The sequence below is a fragment of the Streptomyces lincolnensis genome, assembly GCF_021173675.1.
Lineage (GTDB): Bacteria > Actinomycetota > Actinomycetes > Streptomycetales > Streptomycetaceae > Streptomyces > Streptomyces lincolnensis_B.
Genome location: NZ_JAIHON010000009.1, coordinates 494,960 through 515,118, shown reverse-complemented (window position 1 = coordinate 515,118; position 20,159 = coordinate 494,960). Strand labels below are relative to the sequence as shown.

Here is a 20,159-nt window from a genome sequence, read left to right as displayed (position 1 = left end):
ACCTGAGCAGGTCAGGCCGCGTCCATGCCCGTCTGCCCCGCCGGTCACCCCGTGTTCATCCGGGGGCGCGACCTGTCCGTCGGGCGCCCCCGGCCGAAGTGCTCACATGGCGGTCGCGTCGGGTCCGATGCGGCTGCGGACGGCGGTCTGGACCTCGGCCTCCTCGGCCGGATCGGCGGCGAGCCTGCGCAGCCGCTCCACGACCCGGGCGTCACCGGTCTCGGCGTACCGGGCGGCGATCTCGCGGGTGGTCTCCTCGCAGTCCCACAGGCACTCGACGGCGAACCCGGTGGCGAAGGAGGGGTCGGTGGCGGCCAGGGCATGGGCGGCCCGGCCGCGCAGATGGGAGGAGGCGGTCTCGCGGTAGATGTGGCGCAGGACGGGGGCCGCGCAGGCGATGCCGAGCCGGCCGGTGCCGTCGACGAGGGTCCACAGGGTCGGCGCGTCGGGTCCTTCGCCCCGCACGGCCTCCCTCAGGGCCGCGAGGACCAGGTCGCTGTCCTGGGCGGCGCCCCGGCAGGCGAGCATGCGCCCGGCGGCGGCGCCGAGGGGATCGGGCCGTCGGGCCCAGCCGCGTGCCCGGTCGACCGCGGCGACACTGCGCATGCGTTCGAAGGCGTCCGTGGCGGCTTCCACGACGGTCGGTGAGCCGGTGGCCGCCGCGACCTCGATCAGGTCGAGGGCGTCCGGATCGTTGCTGTCGGCGAGATAGCGCAGGGCGGTACAGCGGGCTCCGTCGGTGCCGTCCTCAGCGGCCCGGACGATCTCCGGGCGGTCCTCGGGTCCCGCGACGGCGGTCAGACAGCGGGCGGCCGGCACATGGAGCGCGGCACCGCGGTCCATGCCCTGCTGGGCCCACTCGAAGACGGCCTGCACGCTCCACCCCGGACGGGGCCCGGTAGGTCGCATCTGCCGCTGCCAGCGGTCGAAACAGCCGGTCTCCTGGGCGGCACGCACGCGTGTGGCGATGGAGGGGCGCGGGTCGTCGGCCCACAGCCGCCAGGGCCGTGGCTCGAAGGAGTCACGCACGACGGCGGCCAGCTCGGCCTCACCCTCGGCGTCGGTCGTGAACCGGGCCAGGACGGGCGCCGCGAGGGCCCGTAGGCCGGCGTCGTCGTCGCGCAGTGCCAGTTCGTCCAGGGCCCAGGCCCAGTTGGAGCCGGAGGCGGCGTACCTGCGCAGCAGGGCGAGCGCGTCCCGCCTGCCGTAGGAGGCGAGGTGGCCGAGGACCGCCAGGGCGAGCCCGGTGCGGGACTCCTCGGTGTCGAAGGTGTCCTCGACGACGTCGAAGAGGTGTGCCTCGATCTCGTCCAGCTCGCCGTTCAGGTCGAGGAAGAGTCGGGCGTAGTAGAGGGAGCGGTTCTCCACCTGCCAGTCGTGGCGGGGATCTCGCAGCACACAGTGGTTCAACGCCGCGAGCGCCTCGGCGCGCGGGGCGGTGAGCGCGTGCAGCGTGCCGTCGCCGCGGCCCCGCTGAAGCAGGCCGAGCAGCGTACCGCTGGGCGCTATGACCGGATCGAACATGGGAAACAGCCTCACATCAAGCGTCGACGCAACCGGGGACCTGCATTACCTGGCCGCGTGACAACACGTCGGGGCGCCCGCCGTTTCCTGCTTGCTGTAAGCCATCTTCCTCTGCCTCTCGTCGGTGGCCCATGCGGACCGCATCACGGCCCACGCGGTGCGGCATCACCTGCCCAGCCATCGTGTCCGTGAACCACGACGTCATGATGACTCGGCACTTCCGTCTGCCGCGACCGAAATTTCGGCGGCCCGTTACCGCCTCCCCCGTTTTCTGTGTTTTCCCTGGTCAGGGAGTCCGTATCAGTGTGCGCCGAACAACTCGAGCAGCTGTGTCCTGCCGAACATGCGGGCCGTGTCGACGGCCGACGGCGTGCCCGCCGACGGATCCGCGCCGGCCTCCAGCAGGGCTTTGATCACCTCTTCCTCGCCCTTGAAGACGGCTCCCGCGAGCGGGCTCTGCCCTCGGTCGTTGATGCGGTCGGCCTCGGCGCCCCGGGCGAGCAGGGCGCGTACGGCCTCGGCGTGACCGTGGTAGGCGGCGAGCATCAGCAGGGAGTCACCGCGGTCGTTGGTGAGGTTGGCCGGAACGCCCGCGTCGACGTACGCCACAAGCGCCTCGGCCTGCCCCTGCCGGGCCAGATCGAAGATCTTGGTCGCCAGCTCCACGACCTCGGGGTCGGGGGCTTCACTCATCGGCCGGACCACCTCTCGTTACCACCGTTCGGATGAATCGACAGGGTACTGGCTCGCGCGCCGGGTGAGCCCCTGCTCCACCGACCCCAAGCAGCTCGCCCACAGGGGTGAAATCCACCGAAAATCACCCGGTTGCACCTTTTATCGTATGGATACATGCTGTGATCCTGGAAGTACTCATGGTGACTGTCCCCACGAACCAGGAGACCCCAAATGATCCTGTCCATCTCAGGTGTGGTCCTGCTCGGCATCATCGTCTTCCTCTTCTTCAAGAAGGACGGGCTCAAGGCCTCGCACGCCCTGGTGGCCGCGCTCTTCGGCTTCTACCTCGCGAGCACCGCCATCGCCCCGAGCATCAAGGCGGGCGGCGAGAGCCTGGCGAGCCTCCTCGGCGGAATCAAGTTCTGACGCCCCCGTCCACGCCCGCCCACGCCCGTACGCACCCTCAGGAGACAGCAGTGGCCCGGCGCCCCCTCCCCCGCATTCTGAGCAACGGCAGCGCGCAGATCGCCCGGAGCCGGGAGTTGGCCCGGACGGCGGCGGACGGCGCCACCGATGTCCTCCACCCGCTGATCACGATCACCCGCGGGCTGCGCCGGCTGGCCTCGGCCGGGCGGCGCAAGTGGGCCGACACCCCCAAGGACAAGCGCGGGCCGCTGCTGTTCCTGGTGGCGTCGGTGATCCTGGTCGTGGCCCTCGTCCCGTACGGCCCGCTGCTCGCCGTCATCACGTTGATGGCGGCGGCGGCCTGGCAGGGCCGGGACCGCGGCGAGCCCGAGCCCGAGGGGCCGGACGAGTCCCAGACGCAGCGCCTCCAGTCGCTGTACGAGGCTCTGGTCCCCTACTTCTCGGCCGCCGAGGACCCGGCCCCGCTGTACGCCCACGGCGGCGAGTGGGAGAAGGCCTTCCCCGCGTACGAGTTCGACGAGACGGGCCGCTGCGCCCACCTCGTGATCCGCTACCCCGCGTACTTCACGGACGGCGAGGCCTCCTACCGGGGCCGTGTCGAGCAGCTGCTGCACGCCAAGTCGGGCCGGGGCCGCGAGTACCACTTCGCCTGGGACGAGGAGGGCAACCAGCTCACGGTCACCGCGCTGCCCCCGCTGCCCACCGACATCGCCGCCCAGCGCTTCGTCACCGCCCCCGGCGAGACGGTCCTCGGCTTCACCGACCCCTCCCAGGTCCAGCGCACGCTCCCGCTCACCCACGGCGAGGAGCGGCGTGACGTTCCGCCGGTCGTCTGGCGCACCGGCATCCGTTCCACGGAGCCGCATCTGCTGGTGGTGGGCCAGCCCGGCAGCGGCACCTCCACCCTGCTGCGCTCGATCGCCCTCCAGGCCCTCCAGTACGGCGACGTCCTCGTCGTGGAGGGCGGCGGCACCGGCGAGTACGCCTGCCTGACCGGCCGGGACGGCGTCCTCGCGGTCGAGTGCGCGCTGGCCGGGACCGTGGCGAGCCTGGAATGGGCCGCCGCCGAGACCGAGCGCCGGCTGATCGCCGCCAACCGCGCCCGGCAGGCGGGTGATCCGCCGCCCGAGGACACCCGGCGTCCCCTGTGGATCCTCGTCGACCGCCCGAGCGCCTTCGTACCGCTGGCCGTGGCGGACGGCCGCACGGACCCGCAGTCCCTCCTCCAGGTGCCTCTGCGGCACGGCCGCGCGGCGAACGTCACGGTGATCGTGGCCGAACAGTTCGACAGTGCCGACGCCCTCAGCGATCCCGTACGCCAGCACACGCGTGCGCGTGTCGTCCTCGGCCCTGCCACCACGGACCAGCTCGAAGCCGTCCTCGGCACCCGCCCGCACACCACCCCGATCGCCCACGTCCCCCCGGGCCGCGGTTACGCCCGCCTCGGCTCCGGCCCGGTCCACCGCCTCCAGGTCCCCGCCACCCCGGACCCCTACGACGACGCGACCAGCGACGCGGACCGCCGGGCGGTCCTGGCCCTGCTCCCGCCGCGCACGACCCCGGCGGACGGGGAGAACCTGCCGGACGGGGCGCAGACGGAGGCAGTGGCGGTCGAGACCTCGTAGCGCCGGCCACCTCGCGGGCAACCGGCGGTACCCCGCCGACGCGGGCAGGCGCCCTCACCCGAGACGCGGTCCGGGCTCACGCCACAAACGTCCGAGGCGCCTCCCCGCCCCCCGCTCCCCCGCTCTCCACGAGCCGGGCCGCCGCGGCCAACCGCACAGCGGCCTCCTCGGCCACCGCACCCCTGACGGTGAACGGCAGCCGCACATACCCCTCGAACGCCCCGTCGACCCCGAACCGCGGCCCGGACGGCACCCGCACCCCCACCCGCTCCCCGACCTCCGCGAGCCGGGACCCGGACAGTCCGCCCGCCCGCACCCACAGCGTGAGCCCGCCCTTCGGCACCTCGAACTCCCACGACGGCAACTCCCTGCGCACCGCCGACACCAGCGCGTCCCGGTTCCCCCGCGCCTGCTCCCGCCGCACCTCCACGGCCTGAGCCCATCCGCCCGTACTGAACAGCCAGTTCACGGCGAGCTGCTCCAGCACCGGCGTCCCCAGATCCGCGTACGCCCGCGCCGCGACCAGGCTCCGGATCACGTCCGGCGCGGCCCGCACCCATCCGATCCGCATCCCCGCCCAGAACGCCTTGCTCGCCGACCCGACGGTGATCACCGTGGACCCGGCCGGATCGAACGCGCACACCGCCCGCGGCATCGCGCCCTCCATCTCCGCGTCCAGCCACAACTCGCTCATCGTCTCGTCGGCCACCAGCACCGTCCCCGCCGACCGCGCCGCCTCCACCAGCTGCCGCCGCTGGTCCTCGGCGGCGAGCGCGCCGGTCGGATTGTGGAAGTCGGCGACGACGTACGCGATCCGGGGCGCCGCGTCCCGCAGCACCTGCCGCCAGCGGTCGATGTCCCAGCCGGTGAGCCCTTCGGCCATGGCCACGGGCACCAGCCGGGCGCCCGCCTCCCGCATCAGCTGGAGGATGTTGGCGTACGAGGGCGACTCGACGGCGACGCGCTCGCCCCGCCCGGCGAAGAGGTGGCAGATGGCGTCGATTGCGCCCATCGCTCCCGTGGTCACCATGATCTGCTCGGGCATCGTCGGGATCCCGCGCGCGGTGTAGCGCTCGGCGATCATCGCGCGCAGCGCGGGCAGTCCGGCCGGATAGTCGCCGTGCGTGTGGGCGTACGGCGGCAGTTCCTCCAGGGCGCCCTGCACGGCCCGGGTCAGCCACGGCTCGGGCGCGGGGAGCGCCGCGGTGCCCAGGTCGATCATCGACCCGAGGGCCTCGGGCGGCAGCGGTTCCAGGCCTCGGGCGGGCAGCGGGTTGCCCGCCGGGACCGCCGTCCAGCTGCCCGCGCCGCGCCGGGACTCCAGGAACCCCTCGGAACGCAGGGCCTCGTAGGCCGCCGCGACGGTCGTACGGCTGACGGACAGGGCCACGGCGAGTTCGCGCTCGGCGGGCAGCCGGGCGGCCACCGGGACGCGCCCTTCGAGCACCAGCAGCCGGATGCCGTCGGCCAGCGCGCGGTAGGCGGGCGGGCGGCGGGTGCCGGGGCCGGCCGGACGGTCCTGCTGGGAGTTGAGCAGGCGGGCCAGCTGCACCGCCCCCATCGCCGAGGTCCACTGCGCCATGGAAATCAGTCCACCTTCCACGAATTGGCCATGGATGAGGTTTCCACCCACGCCACAGGGTGTCATGAGTCAGGCCACTGCCACCATCAGGGGGACCTCTTGTCCACGAACAGTCCGAGCCGCGTCGGGCGCCGATTGATCCAGCTGTACGTCGGTCTCGCGCTGTACGGGGCGAGTTCGGCCCTCCTGGTGCAAGCGGGACTGGGGCTGGAACCCTGGAACGTGCTCCACCAGGGCCTCGCCGAGCTCACCGGCCTGACGATCGGCGTCGTGTCGATCATCGTCGGCGCGGCGGTGCTGCTCCTGTGGATCCCGCTGCGCCAGCGCCCCGGCCTCGGCACCGTCTCCAACGTCTTCGTGGTCGGCATCGCCATGGACGGCACGCTCGCCGCGGTCCCCGAGGCGCACGGCCTCGCCGTGCGGATCCCGCTGCTGGTCGCGGGCATCGTGCTCAACGGCGCGGCCACGGGTCTCTACATCGCCGCCCGCTTCGGACCGGGCCCGCGCGACGGGCTGATGACCGGTCTGCACCGGCGCACCGGCCGCTCGATCCGTCTGATGCGGACCGCGGTGGAGGTGGCGGTCGTCGTCACCGGTTTCGTGCTGGGCGGCACGATCGGCGTCGGCACGCTGCTGTACGCGGTGTCGATCGGACCGCTCGCCCAGCTCTTCCTGCGCGTGTTCGCCGTTCCCCCGGCATCCGACGGCAGCACGGTCGTTGCCACCGGGCAACCGCGTGGGGCGATACTGCGACGGTGACCACGCGGATACGCCACCCCTACCTCGACCATCCCGGCCCGATCGCCTTCGCCCACCGGGGCGGGGCCGCGGACGGTCTGGAGAACACCGCGCTGCAGTTCCGGCGCGCGGTCGAGGCGGGCTACCGCTATCTGGAGACCGACGTCCACTGCACCGCGGACGGCAGGCTCGTCGCCTTCCACGACGCCACCCTGGACCGGACGACCGACGGCGCGGGCCGGATAGCGGACCTGCCCTGGAAGGACGTACGGCACGCGCGCGTGGCGGGCAAGGAACCCGTGCCGCTCTTCGAGGAGCTCCTGGAGACCTTCCCCGAGGCCCGGTGGAACGTCGACGTCAAGTCGGAGCCGGCCCTCCTGCCCTTCCTGGACCTGATCGAGCGCACCGGCGCCTGGGACCGCGTCTGCCTCGGCTCCTTCGTGGAGGCCCGGATCATCCGGGCCCAACGGCTGGCCGGACCGCGCCTGGCCACCTCCTACGGCACCCGGGGCGTGCTCAACCTGCGGCTGCTCTCCTGGGGACTGCCCGCCGCGGTACGCCGGTCCGCGGTGGCCGCGCAGGTGCCCGAAGCCCAGTCGGGCATCCAGGTGGTGGACCACCGCTTCCTGCGCGCCGCCCACGCGCGCGGGCTGCAGGTGCACGTGTGGACGGTCAACGAACCGGAGCGCATGCACCGGCTCCTGGACCTGGGAGTCGATGGCATCATGACCGATCACATCGACACACTGCGCAAGGTCATGGAGGACCGCGGCGTCTGGGTCTGACCCCGTGCGCCGCCCACCGCCCTCGCGCGACACCTTCACGGGGAAGCGAGGGGCACGGGTGGGCACCGACACCGTGCGGACGGGGGCGGCCGACGGGGCCGCCGAGCGACGGCGCGAGCAACGCGGCTGGTACTTCTACGACTGGGCCTGCTCGGTCTACTCGACCAGCGTGCTCACCGTCTTCCTGGGCCCCTACCTCACCTCGGTGGCCGAGAACGCGGCGGACGCGGACGGCTTCGTCCATCCCCTGGGGATCCCGGTGCGCGCCGGCTCCTTCTTCGCGTACTCGGTGTCCCTGTCGGTGGTCGTCGCCGTCCTGGTGATGCCCCTGGTGGGGGCGGCGGCCGACCGCAGCGGCCGCAAGAAGCCGCTCCTGGCCGCGGCCGCCTACACCGGCGCCGCGGCGACGGCCGCCCTGTTCTTCCTCGACGGCGACCGCTATCTGCTCGGCGGCGTCCTGCTGGTCGTGGCGAACGCGGCGCAGTCCGTGGCGATGATGCTCTACAACTCCTATCTGCCGCAGATCGCCCCGCCCGAGGAGCGCGACGCGGTCTCCTCCAGGGGCTGGGCCTTCGGATACGCGGCCGGCTCCCTGGTCCTGGTCGTGAACCTGGTCCTCTACACCGGCCACGCGTCCTTCAGCCTGTCGGAGAGCGAGGCGATCCGCGTCTGCCTGGCCTCCGCCGGCCTGTGGTGGGGCGCCTTCGCCCTCATTCCCCTGCGCCGCCTACGGGATCGCCGCTCCGAGGCGAAGGCCGCGGGCGAGGCGGCGCTCCCCGGCTTCCGCCAGGTCGCGGCGACGATCCGCGACATGCGCCGCCATCCCCTCACCCTCGCCTTCCTGCTGGCGTACCTCGTCTACAACGACGGCATCCAGACCGTGATCTCCCAGGCGTCGATCTACGGCTCCGAAGAACTCGGGCTCGGACAGTCCACGCTCATCGGCGCCGTCCTGCTGGTCCAGCTGCTCGCGGTGGCCGGAGCCCTCGGAATGGGCCGTCTGGCCAGGATCTACGGGGCCAAGCGGACGATTCTCGGTTCGCTGGTCGCGTGGACGGTGACCCTGGCCGCCGGGTACTTCCTCCCGGCGGGCGCCCCCGTGTGGTTCTTCGTCCTGGCCGCTGGGATCGGCCTCGTCCTGGGCGGCAGCCAGGCGCTGTCCCGGTCGCTGTTCTCCCATCTGATCCCGCCCGGCAAGGAGGCCGAGTACTTCTCCGCGTACGAGATGAGCGACCGCGGGATGAGCTGGCTGGGGCCGCTGTTGTTCGGGATCACCTACCAGCTGACCGGAAGTTATCGGGACGCGATCATCTCGCTGGTGGTCTTCTTCGTCCTCGGATTCGCCCTGCTCGCACGGGTTCCGGTGCGGCGGGCGATCTCCGACGCGGGCAATCCCGTGCCCGAGAGGATTTAGCGTTCTCGGCGAAAGCGCTGTAGTGTACGCGTTTGGCCTGCCAGGCGTACCGTTACTGCGCGTCAAAGATGGCGAAACGCTGGGTCACATCTGCTAGCAGATGTGACAAACCGGGCGCAGGTGGGTACAACAAGGGGCGGCTACGACGGCGACGCATGACCCGAAACGGGACACGGGACGGGAATCTTTACCGCCGACCGGACGTTGACCGGATGACGACGACAGCGACACCTGTCCTGTGGGCGACAAGCCCGGGAGGCACGATTCATGAGTGAGCGAGCTCTTCGCGGCACGCGCCTCGTGGTGACCAGCTACGAGACGGACCGCGGTATCGACCTGGCCCCGCGCCAGGCCGTGGAGTACGCATGCGAGAAGGGGCACCGGTTTGAGATGCCCTTCTCGGTCGAGGCGGAGATTCCGCCGGAGTGGGAGTGCAAGGTCTGCGGGGCCCAGGCACTCCTCGTCGACGGCGACGGCCCTGAGGAGAAGAAGGCCAAGCCTGCGCGTACGCACTGGGACATGCTGATGGAGCGGCGTACCCGAGAGGAACTCGAAGAGGTCCTCGAGGAGCGCCTGGCCGTTCTGCGCTCCGGCGCGATGAACATTGCCGTTCATCCGAGGGACAGCCGCAAGTCCGCATAGCCCCTCCGGGGTCTGAGCGGCAGACAACGCACGCGATACACCGCGGGCGCGACACGTGAAGTCGACGTGTCGCGCCCGCGGTTTTCGTGTTGCCCCAGGGACCGCGTGGGTCGCCCCAGGGACCGCGGGGTGGGTCGCGGTCCCTGCGGGCCCGGTCGGTCAGCTCAGCGGCGGGCGCTGCTGATCCCGCGGGGCGTCCTGCGGGGCGCCCCCGGGCTCGTCCCTGATGACCTCGCCCTGGACCACCTTGCCGTCGGGCTGGTGCATACGGGCCTGCTGGAAGGCGCCGCCGAGCGTGCCCGCTCCGGCCTCGCGGAGCTTGCGGTCGAAGGTCCGCTCCGCGTAGCGGCCGAGGGCCTTCTGGACCGGCGGGATCAGCAGGAGCAGCCCCAGCGCGTCCGAGATCAGGCCCGGGAGCATCAGGAGCAGCCCGCCCAGCATCATCAGGCCGTTGCCGCCGCCGTTGGACGAGCCCGACGGGGCTCCGCCGCGTTGCAGCGCCTCGTTCAGGTTCTGAAGGGCGCGCCGGCCCGCCCGCTTCACGACCACCGAGCCGAGGACCAGGCCGGTGAGCAGGATCAGGAACACGGTGAACCCGCTCGCCGCTCCGGCGACCACGGTCAGCAGCCAGATCTCCAGCACCAGCCAGGCGGCGATGCCCAGCGGCAGGACGGTGCGCAGCCGGGAGCGTCGGGGTCGGGCGGGGTGCGTGGGACTCGGAGCGCCAGTCGTCATACGTCCAGTGTGCCTGGGCCCGGCTCAGCACGGGATAAGGGGCTGGTCAACCGCGGCTGTGCGGTCGTAGGCCTACGCCTGTGAGGGCTACGACAGTGAGGGCCGGTACCGCGAGAGCTACGGCTGTGAGGGCCGGCCCTTGCCCGTGATCCTGCCGACCCGCTCGCCCACGCCCCAGGTGGTGACCCGCCACAGGGCCTCCACGAGGATGTCCCGGCTCATCTTGGAGTCGCCGAGCTCGCGCTCGACGAAGGTGATGGGGACCTCCACGACGTGGTAGCCGGCCTTGACCGCGCGGCGGGCGAGGTCGACCTGGAAGCAGTAGCCCTGGGAGGCGACCTCCTCCAGGCCGAGCCCTTCGAGGGTCTCGCGGCGGAAGGCGCGGTAGCCGCCGGTGATGTCGCGCAGCGGCAGGTCCAGGGCGAGGCGGGAGTAGAGGCTGCCGCCGCGGGAGATGATCTCGCGGGACCTGGGCCAGTTGACGACCCGGCCGCCGGGTACCCAGCGGGAGCCGAGGACCAGGTCGGCGCTCTTGAGGGCGGTCAGCAGACGGGGCAGTTCCTCGGGCTGGTGGGAGCCGTCGGCGTCCATCTCGATCAGGACGCCGTAGCCGTGCTCCAGACCCCAGCGGAAGCCCGCGAGGTAGGCGGCGCCGAGGCCCTCCTTGCCCTTGCGGTGCAGGACCTGGACGTGGTCGTCGTCGACCGTCAGCTCGTCGGCGAGCTTACCGGTGCCGTCGGGGCTGTTGTCGTCGGCCACCAGCACGTGCGCGTCGGGAACGGCCTTGCGCACCCGGCCGACGATCGCCTTGATGTTCTCCGCCTCGTTGTAGGTCGGGATGATCACCAATGCCGTGCCGAGCGGCCCGAACTGCCTCCCCCGGTCCTGTGCCGCGAGGGTCCCGTCGCCGTCGTTCACTGCTGCCCCTTCAAGTCCGTACGCAGACGTCCACCATAATGGCCGCGGCCTGCGATGACGTGACAGGACGTAAGTATGGTGGTGTCGTTTCCACAAAAGCGGGGTAAGAGTCCGCGTTCGGGAACTGTGCGTGCCCGGTCCAGGGCTGTGCGTGCTGCGGATGGGGGCCCGGCGCCCTTCGGGCCGACCTGGGGCCCGCTGGCTGCGGGTCGACCGAAAGCCGTTGTCTACTGAGCGCCCGGGCCCCACCCGGGTCACACCTTCCCGACCGGCCGGAACGTTCCCTCGCCGTGGCGCGGGCGCTGAGCCTGGCTGCCAGTGGCGGTGCCCCGGTGCGGTACACCGTCCCTGACCCAGCGGCACCGTGACGAGTGGTGTGGACGTTCCCCCGTCGGGCGTCCGGTGGTGGACCCGGCCGAACCTACCGGCCCGCTGCCGTCGGCTGTCAACAGCCGTTTGACCTGCGAATCTTTGATCAAAGCCCTGGTCAGCGGGGAGGATACGCAGGTCGCGCGACGGCGCGTCGGGGGCCGAACGGGGGTGCGCCACCCCGGGAGATCACTCGCTCGGCCGTACGAACACGGTCCGGCCGCCCACCACGGTGCGCAGACAGACGGGGAGGTCGTGGCCCGGGGTCAGGTCGGGCAGGCCGGGGGTGCCGGAGCGGGGGTCGGTCGACCAGCGCGCGACCCGGTCGTCGGGGGCCTGGACGAGGAGTTCGCCGGTGCGCCAGACCGCGTAGTCGGCGGGAGCGCCGGGGACCAGGACGCCCGCGTCGTCCCGGCCGATCGCGCGCCAGCCGCCCCGGGTGTGCGCGGTGAACGCGGCGCGCACGGAGACGCGGTGCTCGGGGGTTCGGTGGAAGGCCGCCGCGCGGACGGTGCCCCAGGGGTCGAGGGGCGTGACCGGGCTGTCGGAGCCGAAGGCGAGCGGGACGCCGGCCCGCAGCAGGGCCGCGAAGGGGTTCAGCAGACGGGCCCGGTCGGCACCGAGCCGCCGGGTGTACATGCCCTCCTCACCGCCCCACAGGGTGTCGAAGGCGGGCTGGACGGAGGCGGTGAGGCCGAGCTCGGCGAAGGCGGCGATCGTCTCGGGGGTGAGCATCTCGGCGTGCTCGACGCGGTGGCGGGCCGCGCGGATCCGGGCGAGGCCGAGCTTCTCCGCGGCGGCGCGCACGCCCTCCACCACGGCGGTCACGGCGGCGTCGCCGATGGCGTGGAAGCCCGCCTGGAGGCCCGCCTCGGTGCAGGCGACGACGTGCGCGGCGACCGCTCCCGCGTCCAGGTAGGCGGTGCCGGTGTGGTCGGCGTCGGTGTAGGGCTGGTGCAGGCAGGCGGTGTGGGAGCCCAGGGCGCCGTCCACGAACAGGTCGCCGGCCGCGCCGACGGCCCCCAGTTCCTGTGCCTTCGCAACGTCCTGTTCGGCCCAGTAGCCGACGACCCGGGGCCCGTCCCCCCGCGCGGCGAGGTCCAGCAGGCCCGTGAAGTCGTCCTCGGAGGAGATCTCGGGCCCCGCGCACTCGTGGACGGTGCCGATCCCGAGGGAGACGGCACGGGCGAGGGCGGCCCGCTGGGCCTCGGCGCGCTGAGCCGCCGTGACGGCCCCGAGGGCGGTGGCTCGCACGGCATGGTGGGCGTCGGCGGTGAGGGGCGCGTCCGGTGCGTCGAGACCGGTCGTCAGGTCCAGCAGGGCCGTGCTGACGACCGCCGAGTGCACATCGATCCGGCTGAGGTACAGGGGGCGCCCGCCGGTCGCCTCGTCGAGGTCGCGGCGCGTCGGGGGGCGCCCTCCGGGCCAGCGGGCCGCGTCCCATCCGTGCCCGAGGAGCACCCGGTCGCCCGGCCGGGCGGCGGCGAAGTCCCGCACCAGGCCGAGAGCCGCCTCCAGGGAAGGGGCGTCCGACAGGTCCAGGCCGGTGAGGGCGAGCCCGGTCGCGGTGGTGTGCACATGCGCGTCCGTGAAGGCGGGCGTGACGAGGGCCCCGTCCAGATCGACCACTTCGTCGACGCCGTCCGCGAAGGCGTCGGCCGCGCCCTCGGACCCGACCCAGGCGACTTGCCCCCGCTCCACGACCATCGCCGTGGCGAAGGGATCGGCGGGGCTGTGGACTTCCCCGCGGCGAAGAAGGACGGTCTGGGACTCGGCGGCACGCTCACTCATGGGGAACAGTCTCGCGCCTGGCCCCGGCGTCCCCGCACACGGGTCGCCCGGTGGCGTCGATCGCTTCCGCGGCGATCAGATCCGGGGCGGCCGCGCTTCGTACGGCGTCGAGAGGACCACCGTCGTCCGCGTGGACACCCCCGCCAACGACCTCAACCGCGCCAGCAGCTCCTCCAGTTCGTGCGGCGTGGCCACCCGTACCTTGAGGATGTAGTTCTCGTCCCCCGCCACGCTGTGGCACGCCTCGATCTCCGGGACGTCGGCGAGCCGCTCCGCGATGTCGTCCGGCGCACTGGGATCGAACGGTTTCACCGAGATGAACGCGGTCATCGGCAACCCGACGGCCTCGGGGTCGACGACGGCGGCGTACCCGCGAATGACCCCTCGCTGCTCCAGCCGCCGCACGCGCTGGTGCACGGCCGACGTGGACAGCCCCGTGGCCTTGCCCAGGTCTGTGTAGCTCATCCGCCCGTCCTTGACGAGCAGCTGCACGATCTGTCGGTCGAGCTCCTCCATGGCGCAAGAACCTACAGTGCGGCTGATCTCCTCGGATACCTGAGCGGCGCAGGTCATGCCCTGTTCGTGATGTGGCCGGGAGTCGCCCGTGAGCCGTCCGGAGGACAAAGCGGCCGCCTCGGGCACCTGCGGGCGGCATGTGACGAACGCCACACACCCCGAACAGGCTCCGTGATGTTCTCGTGATTACCGCCGATTCGGGGCGGGAAGTGCTTGCTGTGGTCGAGGCCGCAGCGCCTTCACGGCCCAGCCCGAGGGGGAGAACCCAATGCAGAGTCTTAAGCGTCCTGGTCGTACCGCACCCAAGCGGCTTCAGTCGGTGGTCGATCCCGAGCCGGAGGGTGTCGAACCCGACGCCTACGACGACGAGGTGGACGACGCGTACGACACCTTCGAGATGTACCGGGTGATCTGCCCGGACTGCGCGCAGCCCATCGCGCTGCTGGCGGACGAGGAGGTCCTGCCGGAACACGCGCTGTGCGCCTCACCGTGGAACCCGTTCGGCCTCACGGTCTGCGCGGGTACGGGCCGCAGGGCCGCCGAGGCCCGGTCCGCCGATGAGTCGGCCGAGCCCCAGGAGCAGGACACGGCCCTGCTGTTGACGCTCCCTCAGGGACTCGACTGGCGGACCCAGCCCTTCTCGCACGTGGGCGGCCCGGGCTCCCGCCCCATCCGGGTGCCGGTCATGCGGCGCCACGCCGCCTGAGCGGCCTCGCTCCAGCTCCGTGACTGACCCGCGCCACGGGTCGCGGCATGCCGTGGCGCGGATTCAGCGCGTCCGGGCGACCGGCCGGCGCGCCGAGCAGGTGGCGTCACCTCGCGCGTGACGCCACGTCAGGCAGCCATCGTGGGACGGGACTTCATCCCGGACACACCTGAACGCACGGTCGATTCCGGGGACGGGTGACCCGTCCCCGGATCGCCGCGTTGCCCTGGTATGACCCCTACCCACTCGACGACGGGGCACCGCCGCCTGTTCGTGCCGGCGCCGCTCGTCGCCGTCGCAGAATCGGTTCCGCGCACGCCGCCGCCGGTCCAGGACCCGCCCATCTACCAGGATCTGCTGCGCACCTGGGCCGACCGCGGCCGCACCCTGCCGGGGCGCCACGACCCGGAGTGGGCACGGCTGGCGGCGCCCCAGGTGCGGCCGGGCCAGTTCAGCGGGTCTCGGGACCCGCTACATGACGGGCGATGACCATCCGCTGGATCTGGTTGGTGCCCTCGACGATCTGGAGCACCTTGGCCTCCCGCATGTAGCGCTCGGCCGGGAAGTCGGCGGTGTATCCGTAGCCGCCGAGGATCTGCACGGCGTCGGTGGTCACGCGCATCGCGGTGTCGGTGCAGTGCAGTTTGGCCATGGCCGCCTGCTTGGCGAACGGCCGTCCCGCGTCCCTCAGGCGCGCTGCCGCCAGGTACAGCGCCCGGCCCGCCTCGATCTGGGTCGCCATGTCGGCGAGCATGAAGCGCAGCCCCTGGAAGTCGGCGATCGGCCGCCCGAACTGCTCCCGCCCGGTCGCGTAGGCCACCGCCTCGTCGAGCGCCGCCTGGGCCAGTCCGATGGCGCAGGCCGCGATGCCGAGCCGCCCGGAGTCGAGCGCGGACAGGGCGATCGCGAAGCCCTGGCCCTCCTCGCCGATGCGCCGGCCGTCGGGGACGCGGACGCCGTCGAAGTGGACCTGGGCGGTCGGCGAGCCCTTCATGCCCATCTTCTTCTCCGGCGGCGCGGCGCTCACCCCGTCCGCGTCGCCGGGCACCAGGAAGGCGGTGATCCCGCGCGGGCCCTCCTCGCCGGTGCGGGCCATGACCGTGTAGAAGTCGGCGACCCCGCCGTGCGTGATCCAGGCCTTGGTGCCGGTGATCACCCAGTCGTCACCCTCGCGCACCGCCTTGGTGCGCAGTGAGGCCGCGTCCGAGCCGGAGGACGGCTCCGACAGGCAGTACGCGCCCAGCAGGCCGCCGCCGAGCATCGCGGGCAGGTGCTCGACCTGCTGCTCCTTGGAGCCGTAGGCGGCAAGCGCGTAGGAGGCCAGAGTGTGCACACTGACGCCGAGGCCGACGGTGAGCCGGGCCGCGGCGAGTTCTTCGAGCACCTGGAGATAGACCTCGTAGGGCTGCTCCCCGCCGCCGTACTCGGCGTCGTACGGCAGGCCGAGCAGTCCGGACGCGGAGAGCAGGGCGAAGACCTCGCGCGGGAAGTGTCCCGCGTCCTCCTCCTCGGCCGCCGCCGGGGCGATCTCTCGCCGCGCGATGTCACGGACGAGGGAGATCAGCTCCCGGGCCTCGTCCGTGGGCAGTTGACGGTCCACCTGCTGCGGGGCGCGGTCGGGCATGGCGTCGCTCCTCCCTCTCGGGCACGGGCGGGGGCCCTTGGGGTGGGGGCGGCTCCGCCGGGTCTCACTGGTGCCGCCGAGGCTCGCACTTCCGGGTCGCGGAAGCTGCTGACCAGCGGCTGTGCGCTGTGAGTATGCCCGATCGGAGGCATGCCGTCACGAGTTAACGACCGCTTACTTCAAGAAACCTGCGCCGCGCGTGCGGGGAAGGCCGCACCGGAGCACGCGGCTCCGGAATTGGTCCGAACCATTGACGTACTGGTCTAGTCCTCCTACGGTTTCACACGGCCGACGCCTCATCGCGTCCATGCCAAGCGACGCTGCGCTCCTCCCTCTCCCCCACGAGGTGACACCCGATGCACACGTCCCACCGCCCCCGCACCCGGTTCCGGGCGCTGATCTCCGCCGCGTGCTGTGCCCTGCTCGGCGCGGGCCTGCTCGCCGGAGCCGGCAGCGCGACCGCCGAGTCCCGGGCGCCCGAGGCCCGCTCTCCCGAGGCGAAGGCCGCCGGCTCCAAGGTCGTCGGCTACTTCACCGAGTGGGGCACCTACGACCGCAAGTACCACGTCAAGAACATCGAGACGTCGGGCTCGGCGGCCAGGCTCACCCACATCAACTACGCCTTCGGCAACGTCACCGGCGGCAAGTGCGCGATGGGCGACGCCTACGCGGCGACCGACCGGACGTACACCGCGGCCGAGTCCGTGGACGGCGTCGCCGACGCGTGGGACCAGCCGCTGCGCGGGAACTTCAACCAACTGCGCGAGCTGAAGAAGAAGCACCCCGGTCTCAAGGTGCTGTGGTCGTTCGGCGGGTGGACCTGGTCGAGCGGCTTCGGCGAGGCCGCGAAGAACCCGGCCGCGTTCGCCCAGTCCTGCTACGACCTGGTCGAGAACTCCCGGTGGGCCGACGTCTTCGACGGCATCGACCTCGACTGGGAGTACCCGAACGCCTGCGGCGCCACCTGCGACACCAGCGGCCGGGCGGCCTTCAGGGACCTGATGCGGGCCGTGCGCGCGAAGTTCGGTTCCGGCAACCTGGTCACCGCGGCGATCACCGCCGACGCGACCCCCGGCGGCAAGATCGACGCGGCCGACTACGCGGGCGCCGCCCGATACGTCGACTGGTACAACCCGATGACCTACGACTACTTCGGCGCCTGGGACGCGGCCGGGCCGACGGCCCCGCACTCGCCGCTCACCTCGTACTCCGGCATCCCGAAGGCGGGTTACCACACCTCGGCGACCATCGCGAAGCTCAAGGGGCTCGGCATCCCGGCCGCCAAGCTGCTGCTGGGCATCGGCTTCTACGGCCGCGGCTGGACCGGTGTCACCCAGTCGGCGCCGGGCGGCACCGCGACCGGGCCGGCCGCCGGGACGTACGAGCAGGGCATCGACGACTACAAGGTGCTGAAGGCCAAGTGCCCGGCGACGGGGACGGTCGCCGGCACCGCGTACGCCAAGTGCGGGAACGACTGGTGGAGTTACGACACCCCCGCGACCATCGCCACGAAGATGGCGTACAAGAACCAGCAGGGTCTGGGCGGCACCTTCTTCTGGGAGCTGAGCGGGGACACCACGGGCGGCGAGCTGATCAAGGCCATCAAGTAGCCGGTCCCACGGGGTACTTGGGGCGGAGGACCACGAGCCTCCGCCCCAACTCGTGGCGGCCGGCCGTCAGTCGTCGCGGCGGGCCGGCTCCGGAGCCGGGTACGCGGGGTCCATCTCCTCGATGGCCCGCATGGCGCCGCCGAGCGTCTTCACCAGCAGGTCGCGCATCGTGTCGCGGGACAGGTTCGGGCGGTCGATCCAGTCGAGGGCGGCACCCTCGACGCTGCACACCCAGGCCAGCAGGCCCATCCGGGCCACCGGCGCGATGTCGCTGCGGCCGTACGCCCCTTCGGCGATGGTCGCGACGATCGCCTCGCGGACCCCGTCCCGGATGGCGTGCACCTCGGCGTCGAATCCGACGCCGCCGCTGACGATGGTGCGGTAGGCGGCCTGGTTGTGCTCGGCGTACCGCAGATAGCTGTCGATGGTGCGGTGGACCCGGTCCACCGGCTCCATCTCCAGGCCGCTCGCCGCGTAGGTGACCAGGTCGACGACGGAGTCCTGGATGATCGCCAGGTAGTAACCGCGCTTGGACTGGAAGTAGTAGTAGATCAGTCCCTTGGCGACAAGCGCCTGGCGGGCGATGTCGTCCATCGAGAGCGCGTCGTACGACGTGTCGGCGAACAACTTCCGCCCGATGGCGATGAGTTCGGCACGGCGTGCGACGGAGCGCTCGGTACCGCGCGCCCGGGGGCGGGCAGCACCGCGCTGTTGACTAATATTCAATTTCGACCCTGGTCTCGACGGGCGGCGGGACACCCGCAGTATGGCAGGTCGGGTATGGGTCAGGTCACAGCAGGCCGAGCTGGGTGATCAGCATGGCGATCACCACGACGAGGGTCCAGCCCATGATGTGCTCGACGGTCTTCGGACCGTCTTCCACCGGCCCTCCGGTACGGGCACGGGAGGCGGTGGCTGCTTGTGCGGTCATGGTGTCTCGCCGATCTACGGACGTACGGGTGGACTCCCCCCACCGATCCGTCCACCTTGCCACCGACATGGGCGTTTGTGGCAGAGACCTTGGTCACAGGGCCCCGGCGTCCCGGGACCCTGGCGCACCGCGGCCCCGGCCGGCTCAGCGCACTCCCACCGCCGCCAGCGCCCTGCACTGCCGCGGGGTCGGATGCGCCGGGAAGTAGAGGTAACAGACGCCCCCCGTACCGGAGACCACCTTGCCGGAGGCGTTGTACCGCTTGGTCCTGAGCCAGATGTTCTCCCACTCGCGCCGCCGGTAGACGCGCCGCACGGCCTCGTTGGTCGGCGAGGCGGGGTCGTTGGCGATCACGTCGCCGTCGGCGGTGAAGCCGATGACGGTCATCAGGTGACCGGCGGTCCCGTACCCGGCCCCCGTGAGCTCCTCCTTGAGGAACGACTGGGAGGTGATGGCGGGGATGCCGGCCGCGATCAGCGTCTCCAGGTCGGTGAGCGAGCCGAGCCGGGTGACCACGCCCTGGAGGTCCTTGAAGGTGGCCGCGTAGGCGGCGTTGAACGGCCAGTTGCCGCAGCCGGCGTACTGGAAGTCGTAGGTGAACCGCGCCGCGTGGCACACCTGCGGGTCGGCGTAGGAGGGGTCGACCCAGGACAGCTGGCCCTCGGTGAGCCGGCCGCCCCAGTACTCGATGATCATCTGCGAGGAGGTGGGGCTGCACCAGGCCTCGCCGCCGTTGTCGTACTCCGGGTACTGGCCCTTGTGGATCTCCTGGGAGTAGCGCCGGACGAGCAGTTCCTCGGCGACGCCGGGGGTGGAGGCGGGGACCGTGAAGCGGTCGGGCACGTCGGAGCCCATCGCGCCGACCCGCCAGACCGTGGGCGTGCTCTTGGTGCCGGGCCTGCGGTACAGGGTGAGGCGCAGGCGGTACGCGGCCAGGCGCAGGCCCGTGGCCGGGTCGTCGATGGCGAAGGTGTCCGTCCAGACGCTGCTCCGACCGTCGCTCTGGTCGTCGACCGAGGTCCGCCGGATGTCCTGGTCGCCGGCCGCCCAGCGGCCCATCACGTACCAGGGGGTGGCCGTGCCGTCGGAGTACGTCCCCTTCAGTTCGATCTGGAGCCAGGTGCCGGCCGGGGTCCGCGCGTTCCAGGAGGCGATCACCTCGGTCGCGGGGACGGCGAGTTCGTGGACGGGGGACGTCCAGGTCGCGTACTCCCAGGCGGCCGTCCTGCCGGTGTGCGGGTCGGTGTAGTCGGTGGTGCCGGCCGGGGTGCCGATCACCACGCCCGGCCGGGTGCCGGCGACGGGCCTGGCCCCCTTCGCGGTGCCCGCGCGCCAGTCGGTGTACGTCGTCCAGGCGCGGTTGTCCACGAAGCCGGCCGGGGCCCGCACAGGGTCCGCGGTGTCGGCGGCCGGGGGCTCGGCGGCCGCCGGGCTCGCACCGCCCGCCGCGGCCACGGCGACCGCGGCGGCCAGGACGGTTCTGCGGGACAACTGTTCGGCTCTACTCATGGGCGGGAGACCCCCAAGGTGTCCGAGTCGGGGCAGGTC

At 72.1% G+C, this 20,159-nt stretch carries 20 protein-coding genes; 9 read left to right on the top strand and 11 right to left on the bottom strand.

The annotated features are described in order from the left end of the window. Positions 1–102: 102 nt before the first annotated feature. Both K4B79_RS28800 and K4B79_RS28795 read right to left on the bottom strand, forming a co-directional pair. Positions 103–1,524: a HEAT repeat domain-containing protein gene (locus tag K4B79_RS28800; protein ID WP_232029843.1), complete on the bottom strand. Its 1,422-nt coding sequence runs from the start codon at positions 1,522–1,524 to the stop codon at positions 103–105. 300 nt (positions 1,525–1,824) lie between these two features. Next, the gene (locus K4B79_RS28795) at positions 1,825–2,217 is read right to left on the bottom strand and encodes an ankyrin repeat domain-containing protein (RefSeq protein ID WP_232029842.1); all 393 of its coding nucleotides are present in this window, start codon (positions 2,215–2,217) and stop codon (positions 1,825–1,827) included. Between the two features lie 213 nt (positions 2,218–2,430). Here K4B79_RS28795 and K4B79_RS28790 point away from each other — a divergent pair, with 213 nt between their 5' ends. Beyond that, a complete protein-coding gene (locus K4B79_RS28790; RefSeq protein ID WP_015661880.1) occupies positions 2,431–2,625 on the top strand; it encodes a hypothetical protein in 195 nt (64 codons plus the stop codon). 50 nt (positions 2,626–2,675) lie between these two features. Further along, positions 2,676–4,250, top strand: a complete 1,575-nt coding sequence (locus tag K4B79_RS28785; RefSeq protein WP_232029841.1) for an ATP-binding protein — start codon at positions 2,676–2,678, stop codon at positions 4,248–4,250. Between the two features lie 76 nt (positions 4,251–4,326). Here K4B79_RS28785 and K4B79_RS28780 read toward each other — a convergent pair whose 3' ends face one another. Then, positions 4,327–5,832, bottom strand: a complete 1,506-nt coding sequence (locus tag K4B79_RS28780; protein ID WP_232029840.1) for an SCO1417 family MocR-like transcription factor — start codon at positions 5,830–5,832, stop codon at positions 4,327–4,329. A 99-nt stretch (positions 5,833–5,931) separates the two neighbouring features. Here K4B79_RS28780 and yczE point away from each other — a divergent pair, with 99 nt between their 5' ends. From yczE to K4B79_RS28760, 4 genes are all read left to right on the top strand, one after another. After that, positions 5,932–6,591 carry a membrane protein YczE gene (gene yczE, locus K4B79_RS28775; protein WP_232029839.1) on the top strand — a complete coding sequence of 220 codons (660 nt, stop codon included), beginning with the start codon at positions 5,932–5,934 and terminating at the stop codon, positions 6,589–6,591. Further along, complete coding sequence (locus K4B79_RS28770; RefSeq protein WP_232029838.1) at positions 6,588–7,355, top strand: glycerophosphodiester phosphodiesterase; 768 nt, start codon at positions 6,588–6,590, stop codon at positions 7,353–7,355. The genes yczE and K4B79_RS28770 overlap by 4 nt, the downstream gene beginning before the upstream one ends. 58 nt (positions 7,356–7,413) lie before the next feature. Next, positions 7,414–8,769, top strand: a complete 1,356-nt coding sequence (locus K4B79_RS28765; protein ID WP_232029837.1) for an MFS transporter — start codon at positions 7,414–7,416, stop codon at positions 8,767–8,769. 267 nt (positions 8,770–9,036) lie between these two features. Next, positions 9,037–9,411: an RNA polymerase-binding protein RbpA gene (locus K4B79_RS28760; RefSeq protein ID WP_003977404.1), complete on the top strand. Its 375-nt coding sequence runs from the start codon at positions 9,037–9,039 to the stop codon at positions 9,409–9,411. 159 nt (positions 9,412–9,570) lie between these two features. Here the strand turns inward: K4B79_RS28760 and fxsA are convergent, their stop codons facing one another. From fxsA to K4B79_RS28740, 4 genes are all read right to left on the bottom strand, one after another. Then, positions 9,571–10,146, bottom strand: coding sequence for an FxsA family membrane protein (gene fxsA, locus K4B79_RS28755; RefSeq protein WP_232029836.1), 576 nt, complete (start codon positions 10,144–10,146; stop codon positions 9,571–9,573). Positions 10,147–10,263: 117 nt separating this feature from the next. Then, a complete protein-coding gene (locus K4B79_RS28750; protein ID WP_232029835.1) occupies positions 10,264–11,064 on the bottom strand; it encodes a polyprenol monophosphomannose synthase in 801 nt (266 codons plus the stop codon). 558 nt (positions 11,065–11,622) lie between these two features. Next, positions 11,623–13,224, bottom strand: a complete 1,602-nt coding sequence (locus tag K4B79_RS28745; RefSeq protein ID WP_232029834.1) for an amidohydrolase — start codon at positions 13,222–13,224, stop codon at positions 11,623–11,625. A 75-nt stretch (positions 13,225–13,299) separates the two neighbouring features. Then, positions 13,300–13,740, bottom strand: coding sequence for an Lrp/AsnC family transcriptional regulator (locus K4B79_RS28740; protein WP_030943199.1), 441 nt, complete (start codon positions 13,738–13,740; stop codon positions 13,300–13,302). 268 nt (positions 13,741–14,008) lie between these two features. Here K4B79_RS28740 and K4B79_RS28735 point away from each other — a divergent pair, with 268 nt between their 5' ends. Both K4B79_RS28735 and K4B79_RS28730 read left to right on the top strand, forming a co-directional pair. After that, positions 14,009–14,446, top strand: coding sequence for a hypothetical protein (locus K4B79_RS28735; protein WP_232029833.1), 438 nt, complete (start codon positions 14,009–14,011; stop codon positions 14,444–14,446). A gap of 231 nt (positions 14,447–14,677) precedes the next feature. Then, the gene (locus tag K4B79_RS28730; RefSeq protein ID WP_232029832.1) at positions 14,678–14,935 is read left to right on the top strand and encodes a hypothetical protein; all 258 of its coding nucleotides are present in this window, start codon (positions 14,678–14,680) and stop codon (positions 14,933–14,935) included. Here the strand turns inward: K4B79_RS28730 and K4B79_RS28725 are convergent. Then, entirely contained in the window at positions 14,898–16,070 is a 1,173-nt protein-coding gene (locus K4B79_RS28725; protein ID WP_232029831.1) for an acyl-CoA dehydrogenase family protein, read from the bottom strand. The two genes, K4B79_RS28730 and K4B79_RS28725, sit on opposite strands and share 38 nt — an antisense overlap. 356 nt (positions 16,071–16,426) lie before the next feature. Here K4B79_RS28725 and K4B79_RS28720 point away from each other — a divergent pair, with 356 nt between their 5' ends. Further along, the gene (locus K4B79_RS28720) at positions 16,427–17,680 is read left to right on the top strand and encodes a glycoside hydrolase family 18 protein (RefSeq protein WP_232029830.1); all 1,254 of its coding nucleotides are present in this window, start codon (positions 16,427–16,429) and stop codon (positions 17,678–17,680) included. A 66-nt stretch (positions 17,681–17,746) separates the two neighbouring features. Here K4B79_RS28720 and K4B79_RS28715 read toward each other — a convergent pair whose 3' ends face one another. From K4B79_RS28715 to K4B79_RS28705, 3 genes are all read right to left on the bottom strand, one after another. Further along, complete coding sequence (locus K4B79_RS28715) at positions 17,747–18,406, bottom strand: TetR/AcrR family transcriptional regulator (RefSeq protein ID WP_232029829.1); 660 nt, start codon at positions 18,404–18,406, stop codon at positions 17,747–17,749. A gap of 64 nt (positions 18,407–18,470) precedes the next feature. Next, a complete protein-coding gene (locus K4B79_RS28710) occupies positions 18,471–18,611 on the bottom strand; it encodes an SCO1431 family membrane protein (RefSeq protein WP_232029828.1) in 141 nt (46 codons plus the stop codon). A gap of 144 nt (positions 18,612–18,755) precedes the next feature. Further along, entirely contained in the window at positions 18,756–20,120 is a 1,365-nt protein-coding gene (locus tag K4B79_RS28705) for a peptidase C39 family protein (protein WP_232029827.1), read from the bottom strand. Positions 20,121–20,159 lie beyond the last annotated feature (39 nt).

Bases quoted from the DNA above. Each gene is read 5' to 3' on its own strand.
- K4B79_RS28800 (WP_232029843.1), bottom strand. From the start codon at position 1,524: ATGTTCGATCCGGTCATAGCGCCCAGCGGTACGCTGCTCGGCCTGCTT.
- K4B79_RS28795 (WP_232029842.1), bottom strand. From the start codon at position 2,217: ATGAGTGAAGCCCCCGACCCCGAGGTCGTGGAGCTGGCGACCAAGATC.
- K4B79_RS28790 (WP_015661880.1), top strand. From the start codon at position 2,431: ATGATCCTGTCCATCTCAGGTGTGGTCCTGCTCGGCATCATCGTCTTC.
- K4B79_RS28780 (WP_232029840.1), bottom strand. From the start codon at position 5,832: ATGGCGCAGTGGACCTCGGCGATGGGGGCGGTGCAGCTGGCCCGCCTG.
- K4B79_RS28760 (WP_003977404.1), top strand. From the start codon at position 9,037: ATGAGTGAGCGAGCTCTTCGCGGCACGCGCCTCGTGGTGACCAGCTAC.
- fxsA (WP_232029836.1), bottom strand. From the start codon at position 10,146: ATGACGACTGGCGCTCCGAGTCCCACGCACCCCGCCCGACCCCGACGC.
- K4B79_RS28745 (WP_232029834.1), bottom strand. From the start codon at position 13,224: ATGAGTGAGCGTGCCGCCGAGTCCCAGACCGTCCTTCTTCGCCGCGGG.
- K4B79_RS28740 (WP_030943199.1), bottom strand. From the start codon at position 13,740: ATGGAGGAGCTCGACCGACAGATCGTGCAGCTGCTCGTCAAGGACGGG.
- K4B79_RS28735 (WP_232029833.1), top strand. From the start codon at position 14,009: ATGCAGAGTCTTAAGCGTCCTGGTCGTACCGCACCCAAGCGGCTTCAG.
- K4B79_RS28730 (WP_232029832.1), top strand. From the start codon at position 14,678: ATGACCCCTACCCACTCGACGACGGGGCACCGCCGCCTGTTCGTGCCG.
- K4B79_RS28725 (WP_232029831.1), bottom strand. From the start codon at position 16,070: ATGCCCGACCGCGCCCCGCAGCAGGTGGACCGTCAACTGCCCACGGAC.
- K4B79_RS28720 (WP_232029830.1), top strand. From the start codon at position 16,427: ATGCACACGTCCCACCGCCCCCGCACCCGGTTCCGGGCGCTGATCTCC.
- K4B79_RS28710 (WP_232029828.1), bottom strand. From the start codon at position 18,611: ATGACCGCACAAGCAGCCACCGCCTCCCGTGCCCGTACCGGAGGGCCG.
- K4B79_RS28705 (WP_232029827.1), bottom strand. From the start codon at position 20,120: ATGAGTAGAGCCGAACAGTTGTCCCGCAGAACCGTCCTGGCCGCCGCG.